This window comes from Helicobacter sp. NHP19-012 (assembly GCF_019703325.1).
GTDB lineage: Bacteria > Campylobacterota > Campylobacteria > Campylobacterales > Helicobacteraceae > Helicobacter > Helicobacter gastrofelis.
Map to the genome: position 1 here is coordinate 1392007 of NZ_AP024819.1, position 26181 is coordinate 1418187.

The 26181-nt window shown below is 46.2% G+C and carries 21 protein-coding genes and 2 pseudogenes; 4 read left to right on the forward strand and 19 right to left on the reverse strand.

Translation table 11 applies throughout. The features are described 5' to 3' along the window. Nucleotide 1 precedes the first annotated feature (1 nt). The 13 genes and pseudogenes from K6J74_RS07120 to groES all read right to left on the reverse strand — a co-directional run bounded on the left by K6J74_RS07120 (nucleotide 2) and on the right by groES (nucleotide 17038). Nucleotides 2-1005, reverse strand: a pseudogene (locus tag K6J74_RS07120) (sensor histidine kinase). Nucleotides 1006-1009: 4 nt separating this feature from the next. Then, nucleotides 1010-1330, reverse strand: coding sequence for a hypothetical protein (locus K6J74_RS07125; RefSeq protein ID WP_221271719.1), 321 nt, complete (start codon nucleotides 1328-1330; stop codon nucleotides 1010-1012). Continuing rightward, on the reverse strand, nucleotides 1327-2370 hold the full coding sequence (locus K6J74_RS07130) for a flagellar basal body P-ring protein FlgI (protein WP_221272624.1): 1044 nt from the start codon (nucleotides 2368-2370) through the stop codon (nucleotides 1327-1329). The genes K6J74_RS07125 and K6J74_RS07130 overlap by 4 nt, the downstream gene beginning before the upstream one ends. A gap of 2659 nt (nucleotides 2371-5029) precedes the next feature. After that, a complete protein-coding gene (locus K6J74_RS07135; protein WP_221271721.1) occupies nucleotides 5030-6088 on the reverse strand; it encodes an oxidoreductase in 1059 nt (352 codons plus the stop codon). Further along, nucleotides 6081-6845 carry a pseudouridine synthase gene (locus tag K6J74_RS07140; RefSeq protein WP_221271723.1) on the reverse strand — a complete coding sequence of 255 codons (765 nt, stop codon included), beginning with the start codon at nucleotides 6843-6845 and terminating at the stop codon, nucleotides 6081-6083. The genes K6J74_RS07135 and K6J74_RS07140 overlap by 8 nt, the downstream gene beginning before the upstream one ends. Further along, nucleotides 6845-10453: a DNA polymerase III subunit alpha gene (gene dnaE / locus K6J74_RS07145; protein WP_221271725.1), complete on the reverse strand. Its 3609-nt coding sequence runs from the start codon at nucleotides 10451-10453 to the stop codon at nucleotides 6845-6847. The genes K6J74_RS07140 and dnaE overlap by 1 nt, the downstream gene beginning before the upstream one ends. Nucleotides 10454-11077: 624 nt before the next feature. Then, nucleotides 11078-11248, reverse strand: a complete 171-nt coding sequence (locus K6J74_RS07150) for a class I SAM-dependent methyltransferase (protein ID WP_221271727.1) — start codon at nucleotides 11246-11248, stop codon at nucleotides 11078-11080. A 253-nt stretch (nucleotides 11249-11501) separates the two neighbouring features. Further along, on the reverse strand, nucleotides 11502-11876 hold the full coding sequence (locus tag K6J74_RS07155) for a hypothetical protein (RefSeq protein ID WP_260321582.1): 375 nt from the start codon (nucleotides 11874-11876) through the stop codon (nucleotides 11502-11504). Beyond that, on the reverse strand, nucleotides 11848-12537 hold the full coding sequence (locus K6J74_RS07160; protein WP_221271732.1) for a hypothetical protein: 690 nt from the start codon (nucleotides 12535-12537) through the stop codon (nucleotides 11848-11850). Before K6J74_RS07160 ends, K6J74_RS07155 begins: the two co-directional genes overlap by 29 nt. A 12-nt stretch (nucleotides 12538-12549) precedes the next feature. Then, nucleotides 12550-13302, reverse strand: coding sequence for a hypothetical protein (locus K6J74_RS07165; RefSeq protein WP_221271734.1), 753 nt, complete (start codon nucleotides 13300-13302; stop codon nucleotides 12550-12552). A gap of 1 nt (nucleotide 13303) precedes the next feature. Further along, on the reverse strand, nucleotides 13304-14791 hold the full coding sequence (locus K6J74_RS07170; RefSeq protein ID WP_260321731.1) for a dynamin family protein: 1488 nt from the start codon (nucleotides 14789-14791) through the stop codon (nucleotides 13304-13306). 217 nt (nucleotides 14792-15008) lie between these two features. Then, nucleotides 15009-16654: pseudogene (gene groL, locus K6J74_RS07175) on the reverse strand (chaperonin GroEL). Between the two features lie 39 nt (nucleotides 16655-16693). Next, a complete protein-coding gene (gene groES, locus K6J74_RS07180; RefSeq protein WP_221271738.1) occupies nucleotides 16694-17038 on the reverse strand; it encodes a co-chaperone GroES in 345 nt (114 codons plus the stop codon). 229 nt (nucleotides 17039-17267) lie between these two features. On the opposite strand from groES, the gene dnaG reads away from it, so the two are divergent. The 4 genes from dnaG (at nucleotide 17268) to K6J74_RS07200 (ending at nucleotide 21288) form a co-directional block, all read left to right on the forward strand. After that, nucleotides 17268-18926 (forward strand): DNA primase, encoded by a 1659-nt coding sequence (dnaG, locus tag K6J74_RS07185; protein WP_221271740.1) that lies wholly within the window; start codon nucleotides 17268-17270, stop codon nucleotides 18924-18926. Next, nucleotides 18923-19981 (forward strand): 7-cyano-7-deazaguanine synthase, encoded by a 1059-nt coding sequence (locus tag K6J74_RS07190; RefSeq protein WP_221271741.1) that lies wholly within the window; start codon nucleotides 18923-18925, stop codon nucleotides 19979-19981. Before dnaG ends, K6J74_RS07190 begins: the two co-directional genes overlap by 4 nt. Before the next feature lie 16 nt (nucleotides 19982-19997). After that, entirely contained in the window at nucleotides 19998-20840 is an 843-nt protein-coding gene (locus K6J74_RS07195; RefSeq protein WP_221271743.1) for a DUF5718 family protein, read from the forward strand. A 106-nt stretch (nucleotides 20841-20946) separates the two neighbouring features. Then, on the forward strand, nucleotides 20947-21288 hold the full coding sequence (locus tag K6J74_RS07200; protein ID WP_221271745.1) for a serine protease: 342 nt from the start codon (nucleotides 20947-20949) through the stop codon (nucleotides 21286-21288). A 33-nt stretch (nucleotides 21289-21321) separates the two neighbouring features. On the opposite strand, the gene selD is transcribed toward K6J74_RS07200, so the two are convergent. From selD to K6J74_RS07230, 6 genes are read right to left on the reverse strand one after another with little or no spacing between them, the layout of a single operon-like run. Further along, complete coding sequence (selD, locus tag K6J74_RS07205) at nucleotides 21322-22278, reverse strand: selenide, water dikinase SelD (protein ID WP_221271747.1); 957 nt, start codon at nucleotides 22276-22278, stop codon at nucleotides 21322-21324. 43 nt (nucleotides 22279-22321) lie between these two features. Beyond that, nucleotides 22322-22843 carry a serine O-acetyltransferase EpsC gene (gene epsC, locus K6J74_RS07210; RefSeq protein WP_221271748.1) on the reverse strand — a complete coding sequence of 174 codons (522 nt, stop codon included), beginning with the start codon at nucleotides 22841-22843 and terminating at the stop codon, nucleotides 22322-22324. Beyond that, a complete protein-coding gene (gene cysK, locus K6J74_RS07215; protein ID WP_221271750.1) occupies nucleotides 22824-23747 on the reverse strand; it encodes a cysteine synthase A in 924 nt (307 codons plus the stop codon). The genes epsC and cysK overlap by 20 nt, the downstream gene beginning before the upstream one ends. 12 nt (nucleotides 23748-23759) lie before the next feature. After that, nucleotides 23760-24602 carry an aldo/keto reductase gene (locus K6J74_RS07220; protein ID WP_221271752.1) on the reverse strand — a complete coding sequence of 281 codons (843 nt, stop codon included), beginning with the start codon at nucleotides 24600-24602 and terminating at the stop codon, nucleotides 23760-23762. 47 nt (nucleotides 24603-24649) lie between these two features. Beyond that, on the reverse strand, nucleotides 24650-25789 hold the full coding sequence (locus K6J74_RS07225; RefSeq protein WP_221271753.1) for a sigma-54-dependent transcriptional regulator: 1140 nt from the start codon (nucleotides 25787-25789) through the stop codon (nucleotides 24650-24652). Then, a complete protein-coding gene (locus K6J74_RS07230) occupies nucleotides 25786-26139 on the reverse strand; it encodes a hypothetical protein (RefSeq protein ID WP_260321583.1) in 354 nt (117 codons plus the stop codon). Before K6J74_RS07230 ends, K6J74_RS07225 begins: the two co-directional genes overlap by 4 nt. Nucleotides 26140-26181: the final 42 nt, after the last annotated feature.

The window sequence follows — 26181 nt, forward strand, 5'->3', positions numbered from 1 at the left end:
GCTACAAGTCTTTTAAAATGCGGATTTCAAAGGTTTTTTCTGCTGTGTCTAAGAGCGTGATTTTGCCCCCATGTGCTTGCACGACTTGCAAGGACAAAGCCAGCCCTAGCCCATTGCCCTTTAATTTCGTAGTCTCAAAAGGCTCAAAGAGCAAATCTTTATCTAAAACTTCCTTGCCATCGTCTTTAATGTGAAACACCACCCACTCATTTTCTTCAAAGGCAATCACTTCGATATGCCCCTCCTCGCAAGCCCCCTCTTCAATCGCATCGATGGCGTTGTATAGAAAGTTTTGCAGGGCAATAGAGAGCAAGCTTAAGTCATAAGATGCGCTGATAGGCGCAATGGCGGTCTTTAGGCTAATGTCCTTGGTGTAGCTGTATTGATTTAGGGCTTCTTTGATTTCGTCCTCTAAAAGCCCCAAACTTTGGGGGACTTTATTAGCATGCACGCCTTTAGAGAACAATAAAGTCGCCTTAATGATCCTCTCCACGCGCCACAGCGCGCGTTGCAACTCAAAGACAATGGGCTTAGTCTTGTCCTCCACTTTTTTTAAGAGCACTGAAGTTAAAAGCGAAATTGAGCCTACAGGGTTTCTAATCTCGTGGGCTAAATGGGCGGAGATTTTACCCATAGACACTAACCGCTCTTGGCGTTTTTGTTTGGTAATGTCCGTGGCGGTGATGATTTCCTTGCCTTGGATTTTGTTGTTTTGAAAGAGATAGTTTTTACCCTCATGCTCGATCTCGGTGTTAAAACCTAGAGCCTTTGCCTTTTCAAAAACTTCTTGGCTCTCAATCGCCTTGCTGTTCTTGTAAAAAAGCTTTTGTTCTCGTTGATCACCCAAATAGCTTGGGGCAAAATCTCGATCACCCACTCGTATAAAGCTTTGTAGTCTTTAAACTCTTTTTCAACTTTATAGCTTTGCAAAATAAATTCATTGAGTAGTCGCAACAGCTCCTGTCTATCTTGCCCCCCGATATTGTCTAGGATATTTTGATCCACTAGGCTATCCCTTTTTCTGCGCCTCTTGCTCTTTTAAGAAGTTAAACAGCAATTCGCTATAACCAAAATGCCCGCTGAGCTGGTTAGAGAGCGAATCTTTATACATAGATTGGTAAATCTCACTGCCCGCCTGCTTAGGATAAAGCGGGTTATCTAGTTTTAACGCCGTGTCTAGCATGAACTTTAAAAGCAAGGATTCAAAGGCATCGGTTTGGGTTTTGAGTTGTTGATCCTCTAGCTTGCCTCCTTTGGCGTGTTTGAGCTTGTTTGCGTCTAGTTTATTGGCTAGGTATTGGTTGTAAATGTCTAAATTGTTCTTAATCATATGACCTCCATTTCTGCGCTGATCGCGCCGCTTTTTTTCATGGCTTCTAAAATCGACACAATGCTTTTAGAACTCACCCCGATTTTTTGCAAGGCTTTCACCACGCTAGCGATCGTGGCTTTGGGGGTGCTTAAAATGTTCTCTTTAGTGTCTAGGGCGGTGTTAGGTCCTAGCTTTGTAATGTCCTTTTTGGCTTTGCCCTTTTTGGGCTCTAGGGGTTCTTTGGTGATTTTAATCGTAATGTCTCCACTCGTTACGACCACCGGATGCACCACAATATCCACACCTGCCACCACGGTGCCCGACTTCTCGTCAATGATGATTTTATTTTGGTTGCTGTAACTGATATTGATTTCTTGGATGAGGGCCAGAAACTCCACCATAGTGAGCTTTGCGGGCTTTCTTAATTTAATGGTTTTGGGGTCAATGGCTAGGGCTACGGGTTCTTTAAAGGCTTCGTTTAGGGCTTCTTGGATTTTCACGGCGTTTTTAAAATCGGGGCGTTTTAAGCTTAAAGTCATGCCATTTTTGTGCGCCAAATCGTAGGCGACTTCGCGTTCAATGGTCGCACCATTGACGATCGTGCCTGAGAGCAAGTTTTTAGAATTGCCTAAACTCACGCTCCCTTGTGCAATGGCGTAGATATTGCCATCGATTGCCGTTAAGGGGGTCATCACCAACACGCCATGGTCTATGGACTTTGCATCCCCTATGGAGGAGATTTGCACATCGATTTTATCGCCTTGTCTGGCAAAAGAAGGCAGTGTGGCGGTGATCATCACAGCGGCGACATTTTTAGACTTAATATCATCAGGGGAAACCTTGACATTCACGCTCTCTAGCATATTGGCGATGGATTGCATAGTGAATTTCGAGCCCGACTTATCCCCCGTGCCATTGAGCCCTATCACCAAGCCATAACCGATCAACTGATTATCCCGCACGCCCACGATATTGGCGACATCTTCAATCTTTTCAGCGTGCAAGCCCGTGGATAACACCCCACACAAGCACAAAGCCCAAGCGCATTTTTTAAGCATAGCCCAACCCAATTGTCCTAATCTCACAGAGCCCTTAAGCACTCTCAATTCACTTGCATCTCTATCTCAAAAGAACGATCCATTATAGAGTAATTTGTTAAAATAAAAGCTTAGAGAATTCTTAAAAATATTCCTTGCAAGAATATTGATTCCCCTTTAAAGTGCATGTAAATCTCTATCTGTAGCTAAAATGGTGCTTGGAGTAATTAAACAAGGCACGCCTTTTTATGCCCTAAGTCTCAATTATAACTTAAAGACATGCCGTGATTGCATTTCACTAGAGACAGCTCTCCATGTTCTCTTTTGATAGAGTTTCTCTTCTTGTCTCTCATAAATCTCATAGGGGTTTTCTTATCGTTTAAGTATGAACGAGGATATTAAAACTTTTAAAATACCTTAGATAAAAGTGAACTTTAGCTAGTAAGGTTAGTCTTTAGTTTTTTCAAAATAATATAATTTATAAAATAACCCCTTTGTCCTTCTGCCGTTTATTTTCTATTGATTAAAAACCACTCCCCCAAGACTCCTTGCTTTGTTTAAAGGAGAGCATGTAAATTTTACTGCTCCAAGTCACCACAATACAGTGCCGCACCGTATATACTTTAATAGACCGATTGAACTGTTCTAAGGAAAGACTTGTAATACTATATATTGAATTAATATGCTCTTGATATACTCTTAATTCAAGTAGTTACACATTTACTGTCTAAATGTTATAGGTCTTAATCTCTCTGGCAGATCATGCTTACAAGGACAGTATTGTTGGACAGAACGCTAGTTTGGAGTTCAATAATCTGACTCACCAAATGGCTTAAACAAAGATTTATTTAAAAAGAAAAGTATTGTAGATTTCTTTGATGTTACAAATAACCCTTAGCTTAACTTGGGTTGTGGTTGAATCCTATTTTGAAAGAGAGACTAAAAAACCCGATAAGCAACCATGGCCAAAGATCAGTAAGCCAACCAAAAATGTAAGAACATACTCTTTACTATTTATTCTCAAACAGCTCGCACCTCTCAAATCCTTAAATATATCGTTTTCTTACTCAGACTCTTGCTTGATCTCTTGGGTTTGCGGAAACTTTGTGGCGTGCGGGGAGAAATATTTTTGGGGGCAAGAGTGGATTATTAAGGCAGTTTGAACTTGCTGAAGGCTATATAGCCGCATTACAGTGTGAAGTGGGGTTTTGGATAAAAGCTAACAAAGAAAAAACAGCACAATCCAAGAACTCCAAGACTAAACCACAGCAATCAATCCCAAGGGAGCTATGTATCCATAGATGAGCTCAATAAAAAGTTGCTGAGGCACGGGGAGAGGGGTATAAAGGGGGTAGCTTTGCAAGAACAAGCTAAAAACAATGCACGGCTCTCAACAGAAAAGCAAGACCAACAAGCTCTCACAACACAGATCAACATCCTTAAGACCGCCTAAACTGAGTGAGACAACGAGAAATAGCATTGACTTCAAAACTCCAAGAAGCCAAGAACACCTTAGAAGAACTTGTAGAACCATAAACACCAATACGGGTAAATCCCTCAAACCCCAAGATACTAAACAAATTACAGAGGCACAAGCTAAGGCTTCAAAGCAACTAATGCGCTATGTGAAACATTAGGTGTCCCAAAAATCTGTAAACAAGATGACTATGTAACGCTGAGAAAACCAGGGATATAGAGTTTGGCGGTGTTAAAGAGTTGCTAAGGTATTTTGAAAGTTTGTAAAAAGACAATGGGGACACTCAAATAGCAACTACAATCCTACACGACCCAAACCCCCACTTACGATGAGCTCGAAGCCCAAGTTGTCGGCCAAGAGCACACAATCAAAACTTTACGAGGCGACCTAGAACGCATGAGTGATGAACTCACCAAGACCCTAGAACTCCAAACCTTGGAAAAAGACTAAGAGGAAGTGATATAACAAGCGGTAAAAACGACAACAGATTAGCCCAACAGACAATGCCAACAAGAATTAGATGCCCTTAAATCACAGCAACAACCCATAGCCAAGCTCACTACACCCCAGCAACAAGACCCAGTCTCCAAACCCCAAGATCCAGTGCAAACAACAATCTTAGAGAAATACATAGTGTGGCAAGAAAAGGCTTTTGTGAGGGCATTTATTGAGAGAGCTGTGTGGAAGTATGTGTGTCAAGTAGTGTTAGAGTCGCAAGAATTAGAAAAATCCTTTAATCTCAACAAGGATAAAATTGCAACACTTATACCAAAACTATGGGGGCAAATGGATTTTGATAGATGAAAAAATAAATGGGTTTGAAAGGTGGGTGTAAATTAAACGAACTTAGATAAAATCCCCGAAGCACAGAGCCCATTTATTGCAGCACCCCGATGACCACCAAAAGCTCTTAATACAACTAGACTACACCATCGATCACTTCTGAGGTACACAAGCTACCCACAAGACTAGAGCCCTTGCTATCTTTAACAAAAAACAAAAATGAACAGAACCCATTTTCCTTAATTATTCGCTTATGTACACTTGCGTATATGAGTATATACAAGTGTAGTTTTATATTTTCTAACCAAATAAACTCGATTTATTTCCCCCATAAATTTTATTTACAAAATAAACAACCATTGACTTAGCTAGGCAAGGCATGGAAAACACATATAAGCATTCTTAAAAACCCTAAACAGACTACAAATACACCATCCTAGCGTAAGGTTTGGGGATTTCAATCTCTTGCCCTAAGCTCATGGCCGCATTAAAACACCAAAAGGGGTTTTTGAGCAAAGCCCTAGCCAAATAGATCGCATCCACAACTTGACTACCCACTAATCTTTGTGCCATTTTGGGCTCTTCTAAGAGCCCGCCCCCGATTGTGGGTTTATCCAAGGCTTCTTTGAGCACCAACGCATAGGGGATTTGATAGCCCGGATAGACTTTAATGCTGGTTTCTTCGGTGGCCTTGCCTGAAGTGGCTCTATAATTCTTAGGTGGGGCTTGCACCACGCCCCCACTGCTGACATTGAGGGCATCATAAAGGGGGCTTAAGGGCTCTAAAAGCTCAGCCATTTTCTCTGGAGTATTGCCCTGTTTATGGTAGTCGGTGGCAGACACGCGCACAATGAGGGGCAAGTCCATAGTCTCTCTTAGGTTCTCTAAGATTTCTTGTAAAATCAATGCCCTATTTTTGCCATAGGCATCGCTTCTTTGGTTAGTTAGGGGGGATAAAAAGCTGCTGAGTAAATAGCCATGGGCGGCGTGGATTTCTAACGCATCAAAGCCCGCTTGTTTGGCTCTTAAACCCGCTTGTTTAAACTCTAAAATGACTTGCTTAATGTCGTTGGTATCCATTTCTTTAGGTGTGGCGTATTGCTCGTTAAAACGCAAAGCTGTGGGGGCTAAAAGCGGAGTGTCTTTGAGCTGCCCCCTTCTGCCTGCGTGCCCAATCTGCAAAGCCACTTTAGAGCCGTATTTGTGGCACTCAGCCACAATCTTAGCCAAACCTTCAATGTGCCCGTCTTCATAAATGCCTAAATCCCCCGGATCGATCCGCCCCTTCGCACTCACCGCCGCCACTTCAAAAATAATCAAGCCCACTTGCCCAATAGCACGGCTGACATAGTGGTGCGTGTGCCACTCGTTGGTGTAGCCATCCACGGCGCTGTATTGATCCATCGGTGCCATCACCACGCGGTTTTTGAGCTCCAAATCCTTGATTTTCCAAGGGCTAAACAACAATGTTTTATCCATTTTCTTCTCCTAGTTGGTTTAAAAAGGCGTGTAAATGCTTATACTCTTTCGCATTTAAATAGCGGGTTTTACCTACAGGCAGAGCGTTTAAAGACACGAAACCAAAGCTAACCCGCTTTAAGTCTAGCACTTCTCGCTTAAAATGTCCGAAAAAGCGGCGTAATTCTCTATTTTGCCCCTCTTGCAAGGTGAGCTTAAGCTTAGAGTAATTGCGGCTGCTTTTAAGCACCATCGCCTGCATGGGGGCAATGTGGATGCTCTCTATGCGACTTTTTTCATGCGCCCCTTCTTTGCTGGTGGTTTCTAAGCCATTTTCAAAGGCATCAAGCATGGCTTGCGTCACGCTCCCATCGATTTTCACCAAATAGGTACGCTCCAAGCGACTATGCATCAAGGTATCCACGACTTTTTTACTATCGCTTAAGAGCAAGAGCCCCATAGACGCATAGTCCAAACGCCCTATGGGGGTGAAGTGTTGAAACTTTTTATCTAAGCTGTCAAAAATGGCCTTGCGTCCCCGATCGTCCTTGTGGCTCACCAGCTCGCCCTTGGGCTTGTGATAGACAATCACGCTGAAATGCTCGTGCTTTTTTGGCCTGAGCAACTTGCCATCCACAAAGATTTTATCTTTGGGGCTAAAGGGTGTGGTGAAGGTGGCTTTGGTGTGCTTGACCTTAACCCGCCCTTCAGCAATGAGCGCGTCGGCAGCCCGGCGCGAGCAGGGGATATTGTGGGCTAAGAATTGGTTTAAACGCATTAATTATCCAGCCATTGGTAGGTTTTAAAATTTTCTTTAATCGTGGTGTTGACTTTAAAGGCGGTGTTGAAGCGCAGGCGTTTGTTTTGTTCGTAAAAGACCACAGAGAGGGCGCGGTTGCCCTTGTGGCTTGCGGCCGCCTCTTTGAGCTTAGAAAACAAATCTAAAGACACGCTTGTGTCTAGCACGATGGATAGGGGGATGTGCTGCTCGTCTTGATGCCCGATCACGCAAGAGCTCGGGTTGTCGCTAAAATCCTTGACAATATCTACGGGCTGTGTGTCCTCCGTGTCCTCTTTTTGGACTTTGTAGCGTACTCTTGGGATTTTGGCTTTTTTGATATTTTCAAAGGTGTCGATCTCCAAAAGACGCAAGCGGGCGACTTCCTCTTGCTCCTCGATCTTGCATTTAAAGGCTAGGGGCAATTCTGTATCCAGTTGATCTAGGGCATTTAGTTGTTTTTCAAACAGCATGAGCTCAAAGCGGCCTGAGAAATCCACGATCGCCGCCTCGCCATAGGGCTTGCCACTGTTCTTGCCTATTTTACGCTTGACATCTAAAACCTTGCCGATAAACACCGCTGATGCGCCGATCTCCATGCGTGCAATATCCACGCTCTTAGCCACATTTTTAAGGCCTTTAATCTCGTCTTTGAATGCGTCTAAAGGGTGGCCTGAGAAGTAAAGCCCCATGCATTCGTATTCGTAGTTTAACAGCGTGCTGGCATCGTATTCGGGCAACTCCACCAAGTCTAAATGTGCCTTTTCTAGCTGTTCGCTAGACATGTTGGCAAACAACCCCACGCTCATCTGCGCGTTGCTCTTATCCTTCCTACGCCCCTCATCGCAAATCGCGTCTAAGTTTTCTAGCATGGTGCGGCGGTTGTAGCCCAGCCCGTCTAAGCTGCCTGATTTCACCAAGGGCTCTAAAATGCGTTTGCTAAACTTTGAAAAGTCGATTTTGCTAATCAAATCCTCTAAACTCGTAAAATTGCCATGTTTTTCGCGGATCTCCACCAAAGTGCCTAGTGGCCCCTCGCCCGCCCCCTTGATCGCCTCCAGCCCAAAGACAATGACTTTTTCGCCCTTTTGATCCTCTACTTTGAATTGCACATCGGAGGTATTGACATGGGGGCGTTCCACTTTGATCCCCATAGAGCTCGCCTCTTCCACATAGTAAGCCACCGATTCAATGTGGCGGCATTCGCTGCTAAGCATCGCCGCCATGAACTCGTGCTTGTAGTGGGTTTTTAAATAGGCGGTTTGGAAGGTAAGCATGGCATAGGCGGCGGAGTGGGACTTGTTGAACCCATAGCCGGCAAATTTCACAATCAAATCAAACAACTCGCCCGCCTTTTGGCTGTCAAAATTATTTTTGATCGCCCCTTGCACGAATTTGGCTTTATTGTCCGCCATGATTTGTGCATCCTTCTTACCCATCGCCCGGCGGATCAAATCCGCCTCCCCCAAAGAAAAGCCCGCAATGGTTTGCACGATTTGCATGACTTGCTCTTGATACACGATCGTGCCGTAAGTGGGGCGTAAAATGGGCTCTAGTGCGTCAAACATGTAGGTGATCGGGGCACTGCCATGTTTGCGGTTGACAAAGTCATCGACCATGCCAGACTCCATAGGACCGGGGCGACCCAGCGCAATGATCGCAATGATGTCTTCAAAACTAGAAGGGCGTAGCCGTTTGTTTAAGGTTTGGAACATGCCCGACTCGATTTGGAAGATCCCCACCGTGTTGCCCTCTTGGATCGTGGCATAGACTTTCGGATCGTCCATATCCACACTCAAAAAGTCGATCTTTTTGTGGCTGTATTTTTCAATGACCTTTAGGGCATCGTGGATCACCGTGAGCGTCTTTAGCCCCAAAAAGTCAAACTTGATTAAGTCGATCGCCTCTAGGTATTTCATGGAATATTGCGTTACAATGCCACCTGTGCGCTCACTCGTGTAAAGGGGGGATTTATACCAAAGCTCCCTTTCGCTATCCACCACCAACGCGGCGGCGTGCTTGCCTGCCGAGCGATTCAAATTTTCCAAACGCAAGGAAAAATCCCAAACCTGCTTGGCAAGGGGGTTCCTCTCGATCAAGGCTTGGATTTTAGGCTCTAGCTCGAAGGCTTCTTGCAAGCTAATACCTAAGCGATTAGGGATCAGCTTTGCCATTTCATCGGCTTGTTTGTAGGGCATGTCTAGCACCCTTGCGACATCGCGGATCACCCCCTTAGCCAGCATTTTATTAAAGGTGATCACTTGGGCGACATTGTATTTGCCGTATTTGGCGATCATGTAATCCAACATTTCGCCCCGCCGCCTTTGGCAAAAGTCGGTATCAATATCGGGCATGCTCACCCGCTCGGGGTTTAAGAACCGCTCAAAGAGTAAATCGTATTTGAGTGGATCAATGTCCGTGATTTGCAAACAAAAGGCGACCAAACTGCCCGCCGCACTCCCACGCCCCGGACCCACAGGGATATTGCTCTCTCTGGCGTGGCGGATAAAATCCCACACAATCAGCATGTAGCCTGCAAACTTCATGTCGCTGATGGTTTTGATCTCGTATTCTAGCCGTTCTGTGTATTTGGCGTGCAAGCTAGGTTCTACGATCTCTAGGCGTTTTTTAAGCCCCTCTCTTGCCTTGTGGGCGAAGTAGGCTTTATCGTCCTCAAAGTCTAATCCTTCGTTTTGGGCGTATTCTTTGGTGAATTTAAAGCGGGGGGGGGTGGGGGGGTTGGTGTCGTTCTTAAGATCGATCTCTAAATGGCATTTGTCGGCGATCTCTTGCGTGTGTGCGAGGGCTTCGGGGATGTCGGCAAAGAGCCTAGCCATTTCTTCGGGGGTTTTAATGTAAAACTCATGCACGGAGTGTTTGAGTCGTTCGGTGTCATTTAGGGTCTTGCCCATCGCCACACACATAGCAACTTCTTGCGCACTGGCGTCCTCTTTGTTGGTGTAGTGGGTGTCGTTGGTGGCGATAAGCTTAATGCCCGTTTCTTTGGAGAGCCTAATCACCTGTTCGTCAATGGCGAGTTGGTCGGCAATGCCATGGCGCATGATCTCCATATAAAAATCGTCCCCGAAAATGTCTTGGTATTCTAGGGCAATGCGTTTAGCCTCCTCATAGCCCTTTGCACCGAATTTTTTGTTACGGGGGTTTTGGTTGTTTAAATGCCAGTTGATCTCGCCTTGTAAGCATGCACTCGAGCAAATCAGCCCCCTAGCTCTTTCTCTTAAGATTTTCTTATTGATACGGGGGTAGTAGTAAAACCCCTCTAAAAAAGCTTGAGAGCTCAAATACATGAGATTTTGGTAGCCCTCTAAATCTTTGGCGTATAGGCACAAGTGGAAGCGCTGGCGGGATTGTTTGTCGTTTAACTTTTCGGCGTTGTGTAGGTAGGTTTCAATGCCAATGATGGGCTTGATCCCCTCTTTTTTCATGCAAGTGTAAAAGTCGATCGCACCAAACATGTTGCCATGATCGGTCATGCTCACACTGGTCATGCCCAGCTCTTTGATCTTTTTGACTAAAACCTTGATTTTATTTGCGCCATCGAGCAGAGAATATTCGGTGTGCAGGTGTAGGTGGGTGTAGTTTTGCATGGGCTATCCTTTACCCACACTATTACATAGTAGGACTTAAAAATCAAAAGGGTTAGTTTGGGAACTCTAGGCATGTAAGGGTAAATGTTTAATGAGCTCAAAGCGAGCATTGCCGTTTAACAAGGTGCTTACTCCGGCTTGATCGCAGCTTTGGCGGTAATAGTGACCATAGCAATATCTTGTAAGAGCGTAATTTTAAATTTGGTTTAGAGGCTAAAGGATTGTGGATAAAAAACACACTTGTTCCCCGTTTGTCGCACCCCACAAATTGGTAACCTTTTTGTTGCCCTAAAGCAATCAACGCTTTAATACTTGCACCAAAATACAATCCGCTGTAGTGTGTTTTGAAACGCCCAAAATCGGGTCGATAGGACACGCCACACATAATTCTAGACCAAATAGAGCGTTAAACTCTGCGATGACAATGGCACATTGGATGCAAGTGATGGCCTCCCAAAATCTTGCCTTGTGGGCTTAAACAATGTGCTTTAAGATGTATCAAAGCGAGGATGATTTGTCCTTGTTTAAGCGCTCCAACACATAGGAGAGGATCACAAGATCGAAGCGTTTTTCAGGCTTATACTCTAAGAAATTTGGGCACAACATGGCATCAATGCCTAAACTCTACACATGCGCCACAGCCCGTTCATTGATGTCTAGACCAAGAAGCTCAAAATCCCCATTAACCCCTACCCATTTAAGCGCACTTAAAAACTGCCCAAATCCACAACCAAAATCAGGAATCCTTGCATTTTCAGGCAAAGTTTGGATAACTTCTTGTAAATAAGCGGGCAAGTCCATATTTGGTATACATGGAGGGGTCAACCTCCTACGATATAAAATAATCTAGCATCAATTCTTTTAAAAACTATGATTAAAATACCCGTGCTATTACGGAAAGGCTTAAAGATCAAGTGCGCCGGTCTTTGTGTCTAAAAACCTTAGCACCACACCCCCGTTTTAATCTCCCCCTTTCTAAATCTCGTTGTTGCCCTATCTTGGGTGTGGGTTTTAAAAACTTTTGAAAGCCTGAAAATAAAGCAACTCTTTAAAAAGAGAGAGGGCATGCGTGTTTTAGCCACAGATGGTTAGCTTTGATTTTACGCATTAAGAGCTTGGAGTGGATTTTTTCTAAGAGTTGCTTGACCTTGTAGGCGGCAAATCGTTTAAACACGGCGCGGAACACATAGTAAAGATGGGTGGTCGCAAGGTCGCTATGGCGGTTGATGAAAACTTGAAAATCTAAATTGAGCGTGATCTCTGCGTCCTTAAGGGTGTCAAAGCGTAAATGTGTGTAACTTTTAAGCTTGGATTCTAAATAGTGTTGCATGCGTGCCTCAATTTGGCGGATGTTGTTTTGGTAACGCTTTGCGATCTGTAATAATTGCCTTTCCTCATTGTCTTTTGGCTCTTTTAGCCCCAATCTTTCGTAGTGTTTGCCCTTGAAAGTGTAAAAATCCGCCTTGACGCTGTTTAAGATAAAGTGGTGCATTATGTGCCTTTTTTGGTTTAGGTTTTTCTTGGAGCAACCATACGCCATAAGTGGCGATAAAGTGTTTAAAGGCTAACTTAGACTCTCTTCTTTGCCTCTCTCCTAGTTGAATCTCTAATATGCGTTTAGGACAGGGTGCGAGCAAACATTGCCCGCTCTTTGGATTGAGGCGGTTTTTTAATGCTGTTTGCACCTCTGCGATCGATTGACGCATATTCTCTTTAAATTTTCTCAAAGAGTCTTTGAGTACTTGGGCAAGGTGTTGTCGCATTTGATCCTCCTTTTCACGCGCGGGACTCAAAGTAAAAATTTCTTGGTATTTGGGATTATCTAGACTAACTTGGGCGTGCAAGGTTTCATAAAAATGGCGGATGTGCTTAAAAATCGTCACTTGTTGGCGATGAATGTCTTTGTATAAAGCACTCTCCTTATCCACACCCGCCAACAAGCGATCGAAAGCACTAAAATGTTTGCGCAACACTTCTAGTGCAAGCCCATCAAAAAAAGCCAAAACCCTTGTGTGCCACTTGGCTTTTAGGAGATTTTCTAACTGGTTGCAAAGTTGCCAACGGAGTTGCTCTTGAGTTGCCATTTAAACCTCACGCTACCCGAGTTGCTGGCTAGCATAGGCAGCACTGAAAAACGCAAACGCCAAATCTAATTGCTTTTGCTCTTTTTGGTTGATGTCGCTCGCCTCTTGGATGTCTTTTAACGCTTCTTGGCTGTGTTTAAGAAGGCTATTTTCTTTGTCTAATTGGTCTTGTAGCTTCTCTTTCACACTGTCGATCGCCTCTTGCACCTTGTCCCTAATCTCTTTTTTGAAGTCCCTTAGGGCATCTTGGATGGCTTGGTTGATGAATTGATACATCCTGTTTTCTTTCTCTTTGCCCGGATTGAAGGCACAAATTGTTTGGCATTCTGTGTTATCTAGGCTGATTTTTGTATAAAGCTTTTCGTGAAACCCCTTAATGCGCCCAAAAATGGATTTTTGGCGGTTGCGGATGTTTTGGCGCAAAGACTGCAAATTGCAATGTGCCCCCATTTTTTCCACCTCTTCTACGAGGCGATCGAAGACGGCGATACACTCTTGCCTTAGAGATTCTTGTGGCTCTGCTGCCATTTCTCTAGCCTTTGCTTTAAACTCTGCCAACACCTGATTAAGGTCGATGGTTTCTTGTGCGCTTGCACTGCCGACTGAATAAGAGGGCATTGCGCCCACTTCTCTAGCGGTGTCTTTGCTGGAGCTAAAAAGATTTTTCACGCCACTAACAATCGCCCTTCCAGCACTTGCAATCGCCCCACCTACGGCACTAGCCACACTCTTAACCCCACTCCAAAGACTTCCCCAAAATCCCATTTCACACCCCACTTTCTTTAATGATTTTATCGATTTCAGCGTCCAGATTGTCTAAGACACTCTTAGATTCCGCATCAAAATCCGCGATCAAGGATTCAAACTCCTGCTTGGATTTTTCTAATTCCTCTAACTTATGTCTGTCCTGCTCTAGCTTGGCGTTGATTTGGGCTGTGTCTCCTCGCACACTGGCGTAACTCTCACCCAAACTCTTAGCGTGGTTGCCAAAATAATGCTTCATTTCTTGTTGGATGACGGCATAACTTCTGCGAGTGTCCTCTAAGATTTCTTGTTGGGCACTATCCAGCACATCCTCTTTAATCCTCTGGTGGATCGCCTCCACATTGGAGATTTTTTGCAATTCTTTGAGGTGGGGGGCGATTTTATCGCTTTCAAAGAAGCCATAACACAGCTTTTTAAGTTGTTTTTCCTCCTCTGTGCTTAAAGCCCCCTGTTTGGCTAAAGTGCAAAGCAAAGACAAATGCCCCGAAACATGGATGATGTTTTGCTGGGCAAGCTTGGGGTTATAACCCGTTTTGCCCCTGCCTGTGTGATCGGTTGTCAGCCACTCCGTCCATTTGGCTTTGATTTTCTCCCAGTCTTTAGCAGGGTTGTTTAAAATGTCGTAATGCGTGCCGAGTGTATAGACTTTTTCGGGGTGTCCGCAAGTGTTGTCAAAAATCCTAAAAATGGTGTCTAATTCCTGCCCCTGTAAATTCTTGCACTCCACGCACATCAACACCACATTAGCGTTTTGGATGTAGTCGCGTGTAACATTGGAGCGGTAAGCAACGGGGTCATTCAAGCCCGGGGTATCCACGAAAACGATGTTTTTTTCATAGGGGAACTCGGGGAACTCAATAAGCACCTCTTTGACAAAATAATGCACGGGCGATCTGGATGAAGTGTATTTAGCCAAGCACTCTTTACTCAAGGGCTCGCTGATGGCAGACATCCCTAGCCACTTGTCTTTTTCTTGCTCGGCTTTAGATTGCTGGTATTCTTTGAAGAATTTGCCCCCACTATCCGTTGCACTCTTTAAAAGCCGTGCCCACTCCGCTACGCTGTAAAATCTGATCGTGGTTAGAGGCTTAGAGCCGTATTTAAACTTGGTGAGTACAGCAGTTTCGGGATTGACATCCACGCTAGCGTAATCCTTTTGGAGCATGGCATTAATCAAAGTAGATTTACCCGCCTTGATCGTGCCCACAAAGGCGATTTGAAAACCCGCATCGCGTTTTAAAAACTGCTCGATTTGATCGAGAAAGCCCTGCAACTCTTGGGCGTTTTCTGGTATATAGCCCTGCAAGACTTTTAAAAAATTGCGGTTTTGCACCGCTTGCTCAAACACCCCCTGCAAGCCCTCAAGCGGAGCACGCACCTGCACATCCGCCCTCGCCTTTTGGCACTCTTTTAAAAATTTTTGGACTTTTGCTTGGGTTTGCTTGAGGTTTTCGTGGTTTTGGTATTCACCCCCCCCAGCGCGCCACACTCTAAACAAAACAACAAATCCCCACCAGGGTTTTTAAACCCACAAGCGAAACACACAAAAGACATGCAACACCTTTATTTTTGATCGAGTTGCTGAGAGTAACATGAAGAGATTAACAAAGCACTAAGAAGATGACTAAGAAAGATTAAGAAGATTAAAAAGACTCTTGTATGAATCGCCCCCTCCAAGCCCCCCTTTAAAAAAGCAAAGGCAAGGGCTACATCATGCCTCCCATGCCTCCCATGCCTCCCATGCCTCCCATGTCGGGCATGGCAGGAGCAGGTTTGTCTTCTTTCACTTCATGCACGGTGGCTTCTGTGGTGAGTAGTAAGCTAGAGACGGACACGGCGTTTTGTAAGGCGATGCGCGCCACTTTAAGCGGATCAATGATCCCTGCCTTAAACATATCCACATATTCGCCATTGCTCGCGTTAAAGCCAAAATGCGCTTCTTTGTGTTTTTCCACTTCATTCACCACCACGCCGCGATCGTAGCCCGCATTGGCGGCGATTTGCGCTAGGGGGCTTTAATCGCGCGCATGATGATTTCATAGCCCACTTTTTCATCGCCCTCTAGGTTCAAATGCACTTTTTGGGCGGCACGGATCAAAGCTGCCCCCCCACCGATCACAATGCCCTCTTCCACAGCGGCTTTAGTGGCAGACAAAGCGTCATCTACGCGATCTTTCTTTTCTTTCATTTCCACTTCAGAAGCCGCCCCGACTTTGATCACAGCCACGCCGCCGCTGAGTTTTGCTAGGCGTTCTTGGAGTTTTTCTTTATCGTAATCGCTGGTGGTGGCTTCGATTTGGGTTTTGATTTGGGCGATGCGATCTTTCACATCGTGGGCTTTACCCTTGCCATCTACGATTGTAGTGTTGTCTTTGTCGATCACAATCCTAGCAGCCACGCCTAGATCGCTCACATCGGCGTTTTCTAGGGTTTTGCCAAGTTCCTCAGAGATCACTTGTCCGCCGGTCAAAATCGCGATGTCTTTCAGCATTTCTTTACGGCGATCGCCAAAGCCGGGGGCTTTCACAGCGGCGACATTCAGCACACCCCTAAGTTTATTCACCACCAAAGTTGTGAGAGCCTCGCCCTCAATGTCCTCAGCGATGATTAAAAGGGGTTTGCCCTCTTTCATGGTGCGCTCAAGCAAGGGCAAAATGTCTTTCATGCTAGAGATTTTTTTATCGGTGAGTAAAATGTAGCTGTTTTCTAGCTGGGTTGTCATTTTCTCAGCGTTGGTAACGAAGTAGGGGGAGAGATAGCCGCGATCAAATTGCATGCCCTCCACCACATCTAATTCGTCCTCGATCCCTTTAGCCTCTTCAACGGTGATCACGCCGTCTTTGCCGACTTTTTCCATCGCATCGGCGATCAACTTCCCGATTTTTTCATCGGAGTTAGCGGAGATGGTGGCGACTTGGGTGATTTCCTCTTTACCGCCCACCTTTTTGCTCGCTTTTTTAAGCTCGGCAATGATCGCCTCACTGGCTTTATCCATGCCCCTTTTGATTTCAATGGGGTTAGCCCCCGCTGTAATGTTGCGTAAGCCCTCTTTAAAAATGCTGTAGGCTAAAACGGTGGCGGTGGTGGTGCCATCGCCGGCGGCATCGGCGGTTTTGCTCGCCACTTCTTTGACAAGCTGTGCGCCCATGTTAGCGACAGGGCAAGAAAGCTCGATTTCTTTAGCCACGCTCACGCCGTCTTTGGTGATGCTAGGTGCGCCGTAGCTTTTTTGGATCAACACATTGCGCCCTCTAGGCCCCATAGTAACTTTCACGGTGTCGTGGAGTTGTTTCACGCCTTCAAAGAGCTTATTGCGTGCGGTGTCTGCAAATTTAATTTCTTTGGTTGCCATTTTTGTTTTCCTTTGTCAAATTTTTATGTTGTGCTTTTCTTAGTGGTTGTGGCAGCAGTTGCCCTCGTGTTTGTGTCCGTCTTTATCTTTTTCGTGCCCATGTCCGTGGCAGCAAGAATCTACCACGCCCAAAACATCTTCAAGTTCTAAAACCATGAACTCCTTACCGCCCAAGACGATTTCAGTGCCTTTATATTTGCCAAAAGCGATCACATCGCCCTCTTTTAGGCATTTACAGCCCTCACTGATTTTATGGCTCACGGCTTTCACCACGCCCATTTGGGGTTTTTCTTTGGCGTTGTCGGGGATGATGATCCCTGAAGCGGTTTTCTTTTCTTCCTCTAGTCTTTCAACCAGCACTCTTTCACCTAATGGTTTAAACATAGGGTCTCCTCAATTTACGAAAATTAGCACTTAAAAAATTTAAGCGCCACGATTTTAGCGAAAAATTGTGCGTAAGTCAAGGCTTAGGGCAGGATTAAAATATTCAACTAAATAAACTTTATAGTAAATGGCTAAAGTTATTTATTACTAAAATTATAAAGTTTTGGACTAAGCCGCCCTGTATACGCCTTTAGGCAAAATCAAAGTTACCTATGCTAAATTCTTAAACATGATCACGCAAGAGTCCTTAGAACAACTCAAACAAGTCGCCGACATCGTGGAGGTGGTGCAAAGCTACATCACACTTAAAAAAGTGGGGAGCAATTACCAAGCAATCTGTCCCTTCCACGACGAAAAGACCCCAAGTTTCATCGTTAGCCCACAACGCAATTCCTTCCGTTGTTATGGTTGTTCTAAGGGGGGCAACGCCTTTACCTTTATCATGGAATATGAAAAGGTGGATTTTCCCACAGCGGCGCAAAAGTTAGCGGGCATGTTTAACTTCCCCTTGCAATTCACCCACGCCAAAGAGCCCACAACCCGCACAGACCTTTTAGAGCAAATCGCCCAGTGCTACCAAGCCCAGCTAGGTAAGACCCCCCATGCACTTGAGTATTTAGAGCAAAGGGGGGTAAGCCCACAAAGTTTAAAGGATTTTTCTTTGGGCTTTTGTGTGCCTTCAAGCGTGTTTGGCTATATCCAAGCACATAAATTAGACACCAAAACGCTGTTGGATTTGGGGGTTTTGGGTCAGGACGACCAGCAAAAAACCTTTGTGCGCTTTGCTAACCGTCTCATGTTTGCCATACACAACCCTAATGGCAAGATTGTGGGCTTTGGGGGGCGGGTGTTGCAAGAAAACGCACAGGTGGCTAAGTACATCAACTCCCCCCAAAGCGCGCTGTTTAATAAATCTAAATTGCTCTATGGCTACTTCCAAGCCCGCCAAAATATCCTAAAAACTAAGCAACTCATTTTGACAGAAGGCTATTTAGATGTGATTTTACTGCACCAAGCCGGGTTTAATACGGCGGTTGCCACGCTAGGCACAGCTTTAACCCCTGAGCATTTGCCAGTCTTAGGTCGGGGCGAGCCTTCTGTCATTTTGCTTTATGATGGCGACAAAGCAGGGCGCACAGCAGCGTTTAAGGCAAGCCAGCTTTTAGCCAAGGAGCTCAAAAGTGGGGGTGTGGTGCTTTTAACCCCTCCGCTTGATCCCGCCGACATGGTTTTACAAGGGCAGATAGAGGAGCTTAAAACTCTTTTAGCCCGCCCCATCCCCTTCATTGAGTTTGTGTTGCAGGGGCTCACCAAGGATTGCAATTTGAATGACCCTTTGCAAAAAAAGCAAGCCTTTGAGCAAGTCCAAGCCTTTTTACATAGCCTACCCCCCGTGGTGCAAGAAGACTACAAGCCCATGGCGGCTAGCCTGTTGCAAACCTCTTTGCGCTTTTTTAGCCCCCAAAAGCCTAAATCCCCAAACCCAAAACCCCAGCCCCTAGCCCAACGCCCCATCAGCGACCCCTTAGAAGAGTTGTTGATCAAATACATGGCGCTCTACCCCGAGTTACTTAGGCAGGCAAAGGTCTACATCAGCACCCCCCAAGTCTTTAAACACTGCGCCCACGCCTTTTTACTTTTGTGCAACGCCCAGCCCGAAGATGCGCAAATTGCCGCCATTAAGCTAGACGAGAGGTTGCCTATGGCCACCCCTCCAGACAAAGATTTTAAGGCACATTTAGTCCTATTTATTAAACGCCACTGCGCCGCACAATTAGAGCAAATCAACTACCTTCCCGGTCTAGAATTGAGCCAAAGGCTAGAAATGCTTGCTTTGTGGCGGACGAAGTTACACCAATCCAACCAAGGAGAACTAGTCAAAGTATGAGAGCCTTAGCGTTGTTTAGCGGAGGGTTAGACAGCTTGCTGTCCATGCACCTTGTCGCCTCACAAGGGGTTGAAGTCATTGCCCTACATTTTAACATCGGGTTTGGAGGCAATAAGGACAAGAGAGAGTACTTAAAGAAAGCCAGCGCGCAAGTGGGTGCAAAATTGCTTTTATGCGACATCCAAGAGCAGTTTTTTAACCATGTCTTGTTTCAGCCCCAATACGGCTATGGCAAGTATTTTAACCCCTGCATCGATTGCCACGCCAATATGTTCCGCCAAGCCTTTTACAAGCTTTTAGAACTCAAGGCGGACTTTGTCATCAGCGGGGAGGTGCTAGGCCAGCGCCCCAAGAGCCAAAGGCGCGAAGCGATGGATCAAGTAAAAAAATTAGTGCGTGGTTTTGGGGTTGAAAGTTGCTTTGATGGCTTGTTAGATCGCAGAGGTGATGACCACAGCAAACCCAAGACCTTAGACGAGTTGTTGTTAAGACCTATGAGCGCACAGCTTTTAGAACCTAGTTTTGCTGAAAAACAGGGGTGGGTGGATAGAGCGAAACTCTTAAGTGTGCAAGGGCGGGGGCGCAGCATGCAATTAGAAAAAGTCAAAGAGCTTGGGCTTGAGCACTATGAAAACCCTAGCGGGGGGTGCTTGCTCACTGATCTGGGCGTGAGCCGCAAGCTTAAAGACTTGCAAGCCCACCGCCAGCGCACACAGCAGGAGATGGTGGTGCAGGACAATGTGCTTGTCAAGGTGGGGCGTTATATGGTCGTGGGGAATACCCGAGTGATTGTAGCGCGCAATGAGCTAGAAAATGCCAAACTTGAAGCCCCGCACCCTCTAATGGAAAAAATCGAGTTGCTCGATTGCAAGGGTCCCTTAGGACTTGTGGAGAAGAGCGCAAGCCGTGAGGAGAAAAAATTAGCTGCACAGATTGTGCTCAGTTATGCTAAAAGTGAGAGTGGTCGGGATTATGGCGTGCAGGTGGGGGATGAAGCCTTTAGCCTTAGCCCCCTTGAGAGAGAAAAGGCGCAGAGCTATTTATTTTTAACTTAAATCAAAGGGAGAAAGGATGCAAGACTTTATCGGTTTAGGGGTTGTGGGTAACTTTGCAAAGCATTTAGAGCAAGCAGGCGAAGCACACAGCTTTATCAACATGAAACATATAGAGAAAGACGCACCTAAAGGGCTTTTTCCTTTTTATTTGCCCAACGATCCGAGCTATTTAGGGCGTGATTGCATGGACAATGAAGTCATGGTCTTGCCCGATGATTTGAGTTTGCGCGCCCAAGCCGAGCCAGAGATCGCCCTAGAGTGTGAAATCACCTACAATGACAAGCACTTGGTGGAGAGCATCACCCCCCACTACTTCATGGCGTTCAACGATGGCTCGATCCGCAACTTCCCCGCCAAAAGGCTGTCGGCTAAAAAGAATTTTTCTAGGGCTTCTAAGGGCATGGGGGCGAAGTTGCCCATTGACCGCTTTGTCTATGGAGGCGTGTGTAACGACTTCTCCATCGCCTCGTTTTTAACTAGAGAAGGGCAAACCCATGTCTATGGGGAGAACTCTAAACTCGTCAAATATGAGTATTTTTACGACAAACTCATGGATTGGATCGTGGAAATGTTGAACACCCAAAGAGACACGGGAGTTTTAGAGGACCTACAAGAAATCCTAAGAGCGCACAACTACCCCTCTAAACTCTTGATCGCCATCGGGGCCACGCCCTACATGCCCTTTGCCCAAGAGCATTTTTTGCAACAGGGCGACACGATCACCATCATTGTCTACAACCACCGCCGCTACAGCTTTGACAAAATTTTAGAGATGACGGCTTCCAACACTTTGTTACAAGCCTCTTTAGCCGACACCTCCATTATCCAACAAAAGGTGCTCTTGGAGAATATTAACTGAATCTGTGTGGTTTTTTATGGATAAAATCCCCAAGTTGAGGTCTTTAAAAGTTTATTAAGCAAGATAAGCTTAGAATGAGGTCCAATTTTATTAATAAAGGATAAATATGAAACAAAAACAAATCAATCCAGATCCGAGTCACGAATTTAACCAGCTTAAACAAGAATATATGCGCCAAGAGGCGGCTTACGCCACTTACTTAAGAGAAAGTAAAAAGAAGCTTTATGGATGTAGGGATGTTTTAGAACGGCACACTTTCTTTATGAACCGCTATAAAGCTTATAAACCGCTTGGTGATGTTTACATGCGCTTGCGCTCCTTGTCCAAACAGTGCAAAATCGGCATGCAATCCATCCGTGAGTCTTTTGAAAAATTTAGACGCACACACAACAACACTCTCACCTCTATTAAGCGCTACGAAGACAAATTACAAAGGATTAAGGGCTAGGGGGAGTGAACTCCCACTGGGCTTGGGAGTGGTTTAGAGTAGGGCGATCTTTTGCCTGCCAAGTGTACACCGCCCGATCGTCTGCGCCTCCACGCCTTGATCTTGCAGGATCTTAACGCATTCTGCCCCCTCTCTAGTTTCCAAAGCCACAAGCAAGCCCCCCGAGGTTTGCGCATCATAGAAGAGAATGTCGGGTAGGTTTGTTTGGCTTAACACCTGCCCCTGCAGGGCTTTTTTATTTGCCACACTACCCCCAGGATACACCCCCTCTTTGGCAAACTTTAATGCCCCCTCCAAAAGCGGGACTTGTGCGGTGTCTATTTCAAAGGAAATACCGGGGGTTAGCATTTCTGCCAAATGCCCCACAAGCCCAAAGCCTGTAACATCCGTGCAAGCATGCACGCTGAAGTCTTGCAAAACCCGCATGGCTTTTAAATTTAAGCTTGCCATGCTCTCTAGGGCGTGGGGGGCTTCTTTTAAAATCTTGCGCTTTAGGGCAGTGGTGAGAATCCCACTGCCTAAAGGCTTTGTAAGGATCAGCACATCGCCCACGCACGCCCCCCTCTTGGGCCACAAGGATTTCTCCACAAGCCCCGTAACACTCAAGCCAAATTTTTGTTCCACATCACTCAAACTATGTCCCCCCAAGAGCGCGCAAGCACACTCATTCAGCTTATCCAACGCACCTTGCAAAACCGCCTGCACGCTCTTAGCGCTCACATGCTCTTGATCCCACGCTAGGATACTGAGCGCACTGATTGCCCTAGCCCCTTTGGCAAAAACATCACTCAGGGCGTTGGCTGTGGCGATCTGCCCGTAAATGTAGGGGTCATCTACCACAGGGGGAATTACATCCACACTTTGCACGAGCGTAGAGCCACCCACTTCTATTGCTCCGCAATCATCCTTGTCCCTAAAATCTAAGAGAACACCCTCAAAGCGGGGTTGTTTGAGCTTAGCCGTGATTCGTTTCAGGTCCTCCAGACCCACCTTAGCCGCTCAACCCGCACAGCGCACAAATTGGGTCAATTCTTCAGCCATTAGTTTCCTTGAAAATGGTTTTAGCTTTTGTGCCCACCGCCACAGAACCGCTGGGCAAGTCGGCGAGCACCACTGCGTTTGCCCCGATTTTCACATCATCGCCAATGGTGATCGCCCCTAGCACCTTTGCCCCTGCGCCCACAACCACCCGGTTGCCTAAAGTCGGGTGTCTTTTGCCCTTAAGTTTGCCCGTGCCACCTAAAGTTACGCCATGGTAAATCGTAACATCATCGCCAATTTGCGTGGTTTCGCCAATCACCACGCCCATGCCATGGTCGATGAACAACCCCCGCCCAATCTTTGCCCCCGGGTGAATCTCAATCCCGGTCAAAAAGCGGCTAAATTGCGAGAGTGCACGGGCAAGAAAATAAAAATGCCTTTGGTGCAAGGCGTGGGCAAGGCGGTGCAAAATCAAGGCATGCACGCCCGGATAAAGCAACAACACCTCCAATTTATTGCGTGCCGCCGGGTCTTGTGCTAAAGCACGCTCTAGGCTATAAATGAGATCCATCATTGTAAAGTCCGGTGGAGATGTATTTTTCTCCCCCATCAGCTGCAAGGGTCAAAACCATTTTGCCCTTGCCTAGTTTGCGCGCCACCTGCATGCCCGCAAAAATCGCCGCCCCTGAAGAAATGCCGACTAAAATCCCCTCTTTCTGCCCGAAAAGCTGTGCCGTGTGGATTGCGTCTTTCTCATCTACAGCAATGACCGCATCCACCACGCTTTTGTCGTAATTGCCCGGGACAAAGCCCACACCAATGCCCTGTATCTTATGAGGGCTATGCTGCCCTCCGCTCAAAATGGGCGATTGTGCCGGCTCAACGGCGATGATCTGCGCCTTGTGCCCACTCTCTTTAAATTTGCGCCCCACACCCGCAATTGTCCCCCCCGTGCCCACGCCTAGCACTAGGGCATCCACTTGGGGCAAATCCCGTAAAATCTCCTCAGCTGTGGTGCTGTAATGCTTATCAGGGTTAGCCGGATTTTCAAATTGTTGGGGGATAAAATGCCCGGGGGCTGCCCCGATCTCTAGGGCTTTGTCGATCGCCCCTTTTGTGCCTAAAGACCCCGGGGTCAGCACCAACTCAGCTCCATAAGCCTTAATGAGCTCGCGCCGCTCTATGCTCATGGTGTCTGGCATGACGATGATGACCTTATAACCTTTGAGTAAGCCAATCAGGGCTAGGGCGATCCCCGTATTTCCACTCGTGGGCTCGACTATGGTTGTGCCCGGAGTGAGCCGACCGCTTTTCTCTGCCTGCTCGATCATCCCTAATGCTGCCCGATCTTTCACACTCCCCCCGGGGTTAAACTTCTCTAATTTGACATACAAATCCCCTGCCCCCTCTTCTAACAGCTTGCTGGTTTTTAAAATGGGGGTGTTGCCAATCAAGTCTAAAGCGTTTTTGTAAATCATAGACTGCCTTTCTTAAGCGTTAAAGGGGATGGTCCCCAAGTATTCTAGTCCGCTAGGGTCTCTGTGGTCGAAAAACACGCTCTGCCTTGTGTCCATTGTGGCGATTTTGTCTAAGTCCTCTTGATCGAGGCGAAAATCAAAGATTTTTCCATTTTCCACAACCCTTTCTTTCTTGCTTGAAGTGAATAAAGCAGAAATGCCCCTTTGGGTGATCCAACGCAAGATCACTTGGGCGATGCTTTTGTGGTGCTTTCTAGCGATCTCTTGGAGCACGGGGTGCTTGAAAATGTCCTTTTGCCCCTCAGCAAAAGGCGCCCACGCTTGGGGCTGGACTTTGTATTTTTGCATGTTTTCTTGGTCTTGGTGGCGTTGAAAAAAGGGATTGACCTCAATTTGATTGACAGCAGGGACAATTTCGCTAAAGGTGGCAATGTCGGCTAGGCGGCCCGGATAGAAGTTACTCACCCCAATGGAGCGGATTTTACCCTCTTTATGCAGAGATTCTAAAGCCCTATAAGTGCCGTAGTAGTCGTTAAAGGGCTGGTGGATCAACACCAAATCCAAATAATCTAATTGCATTTTTTGCAAGGATTTTTCCACAGATGCCTTAGCTTTTTGCTCCCCGGCATTGCTAAACCACACTTTGGTGGTGATAAACAACTCTTCACGAAGGACGCTGGTTTTTTTCACTGCCTGCCCCACGCCTGCCTCATTGCCATACATTTGGGCGGTGTCAAACAAGCGATACCCACTCTCAATCGCCTCGAGCATTAATTTTTCGCAATCTTGGAGCTGAAACACCCCGATCCCCAAAAGGGGCATTTTGACTTGGTTATTCAAAGTAACAAATTCCATTTTTTCTCCTTAAAATCAAAATGAGCTTTCACCTTAGCATAAAAACATTAACTCCTCTCTAAGAATAAATCCTTTTCGCTGATTTGCGCTCCCTCGCTTAAGATCGCCGCGCGCTCCACGACTGAGAGCAACTCCCGCACATTGCCATGCCATGTGTAATTTAAAAGGCACTCTTTGGCCTGCTCGCTAAAGCACTTTTGCCCCAAATCATAGGTACACAGCACTTCTTGTAACTTCCACTCAGCTAGGGGCAAAATCTCCTCTTTGCGCTCTTTTAAGGGGGGAATTTTTAGCGGTATGGTGTTGAGCCTAAAGAATAAATCTTCTCTAAACTCTTTGACTTGGATTTTCTCTAAAATTTGCGTGTTGGTGGCAGAGATAAAGCGAACATCGATTTTAATGGGCTTGTGGCTGCCTAGCCGCACGATTTCCTTTTCTTGGATTGCCCGAAGCAACTTACTTTGTAACTTTAAAGTCATTTCGCTAATTTCATCTAAAAACACGCTCCCCTTGTGTGCACTCTCAAACAAGCCCGCTTTAGCACTGGTGGCATCCGTGAAAGCCCCCTTTTCAAACCCAAAGAGCTCGGACTCTAGCAAATGCTCGGGGATCGCGGCCATGTTGATCGCCACAAAGGGCGCGCCCTTGCGCTTGGAGTTCTCGTGGATAAAGTGGGCAAAGACCTCTTTACCCACCCCGCTAGGGCCTTGTAAAAACACGCTCGCATCGGTGATGGCCGCCTTTAGGGCTTGTTTTTTCACCGCCTCTAGGGCTTGCGAAGTGGCGATGAAAAACTCTTTTTTGCAAGATTTATTCACGGGGTGGATTTTGTGAAACTCTAGGACTTTCTTGCTGCGATAAATCGATTCTAAAAGCAATTCAGGCTTGAAGGGCTTTTGAAAAAAGTCCTTCACCCCCAAGCGGATCGACTCGATGGCTTTATTGAGCGTGGCGTTGCCCGTGATGACAATCGCTTCAAAACGCCCTTCTAGTTTGCGTAAAAACTCCAACCCGTCCATTTGGGGCATGTTGATGTCTGTAATGATGAGCTCAAAGCTTTCGTCTATGGCTTTTAATGCGTCTTTAGGGCTTTTAAAGGCGACCACTTCTAAATCCTCGTGATCACTAAAAAAGAGCTCCAAACTCTTACGCATGTTGATGTCGTCTTCTACAATGGCGATTTTCATTTCTCTCCCTTCTCGTAAATTTCTAGCACCAACAACCCCCCCTCTAAATGGACGCTGGCTGGGGCGTGTATGTCTAGGCTGGCTTGGTTTTGGTTTTGTAATTGGCTGTTAAACCCGCTGGCCCTAACCCAAACCTCGCCCTTATACAGACAATCCACCACCGCATTTTGGTAGCTTTTCAGCAGAATGTCGAGCAAATAGGGCTGTTGGGGGGGGCTTAATTTGGGCTCATTCACGGGTATATCGCAGGTGTAGCTGGCGTTATAGGGGTGTTTTTTAAGTGCCCGGCTCAAGCCAAACGCCTCGTTTGTGGCGATGCCATTATGCGTTTGCACCCGGTAAGAGAGCACAAACTCCTCAGCATATAAAGACCCTATCAAACATGCTGACAA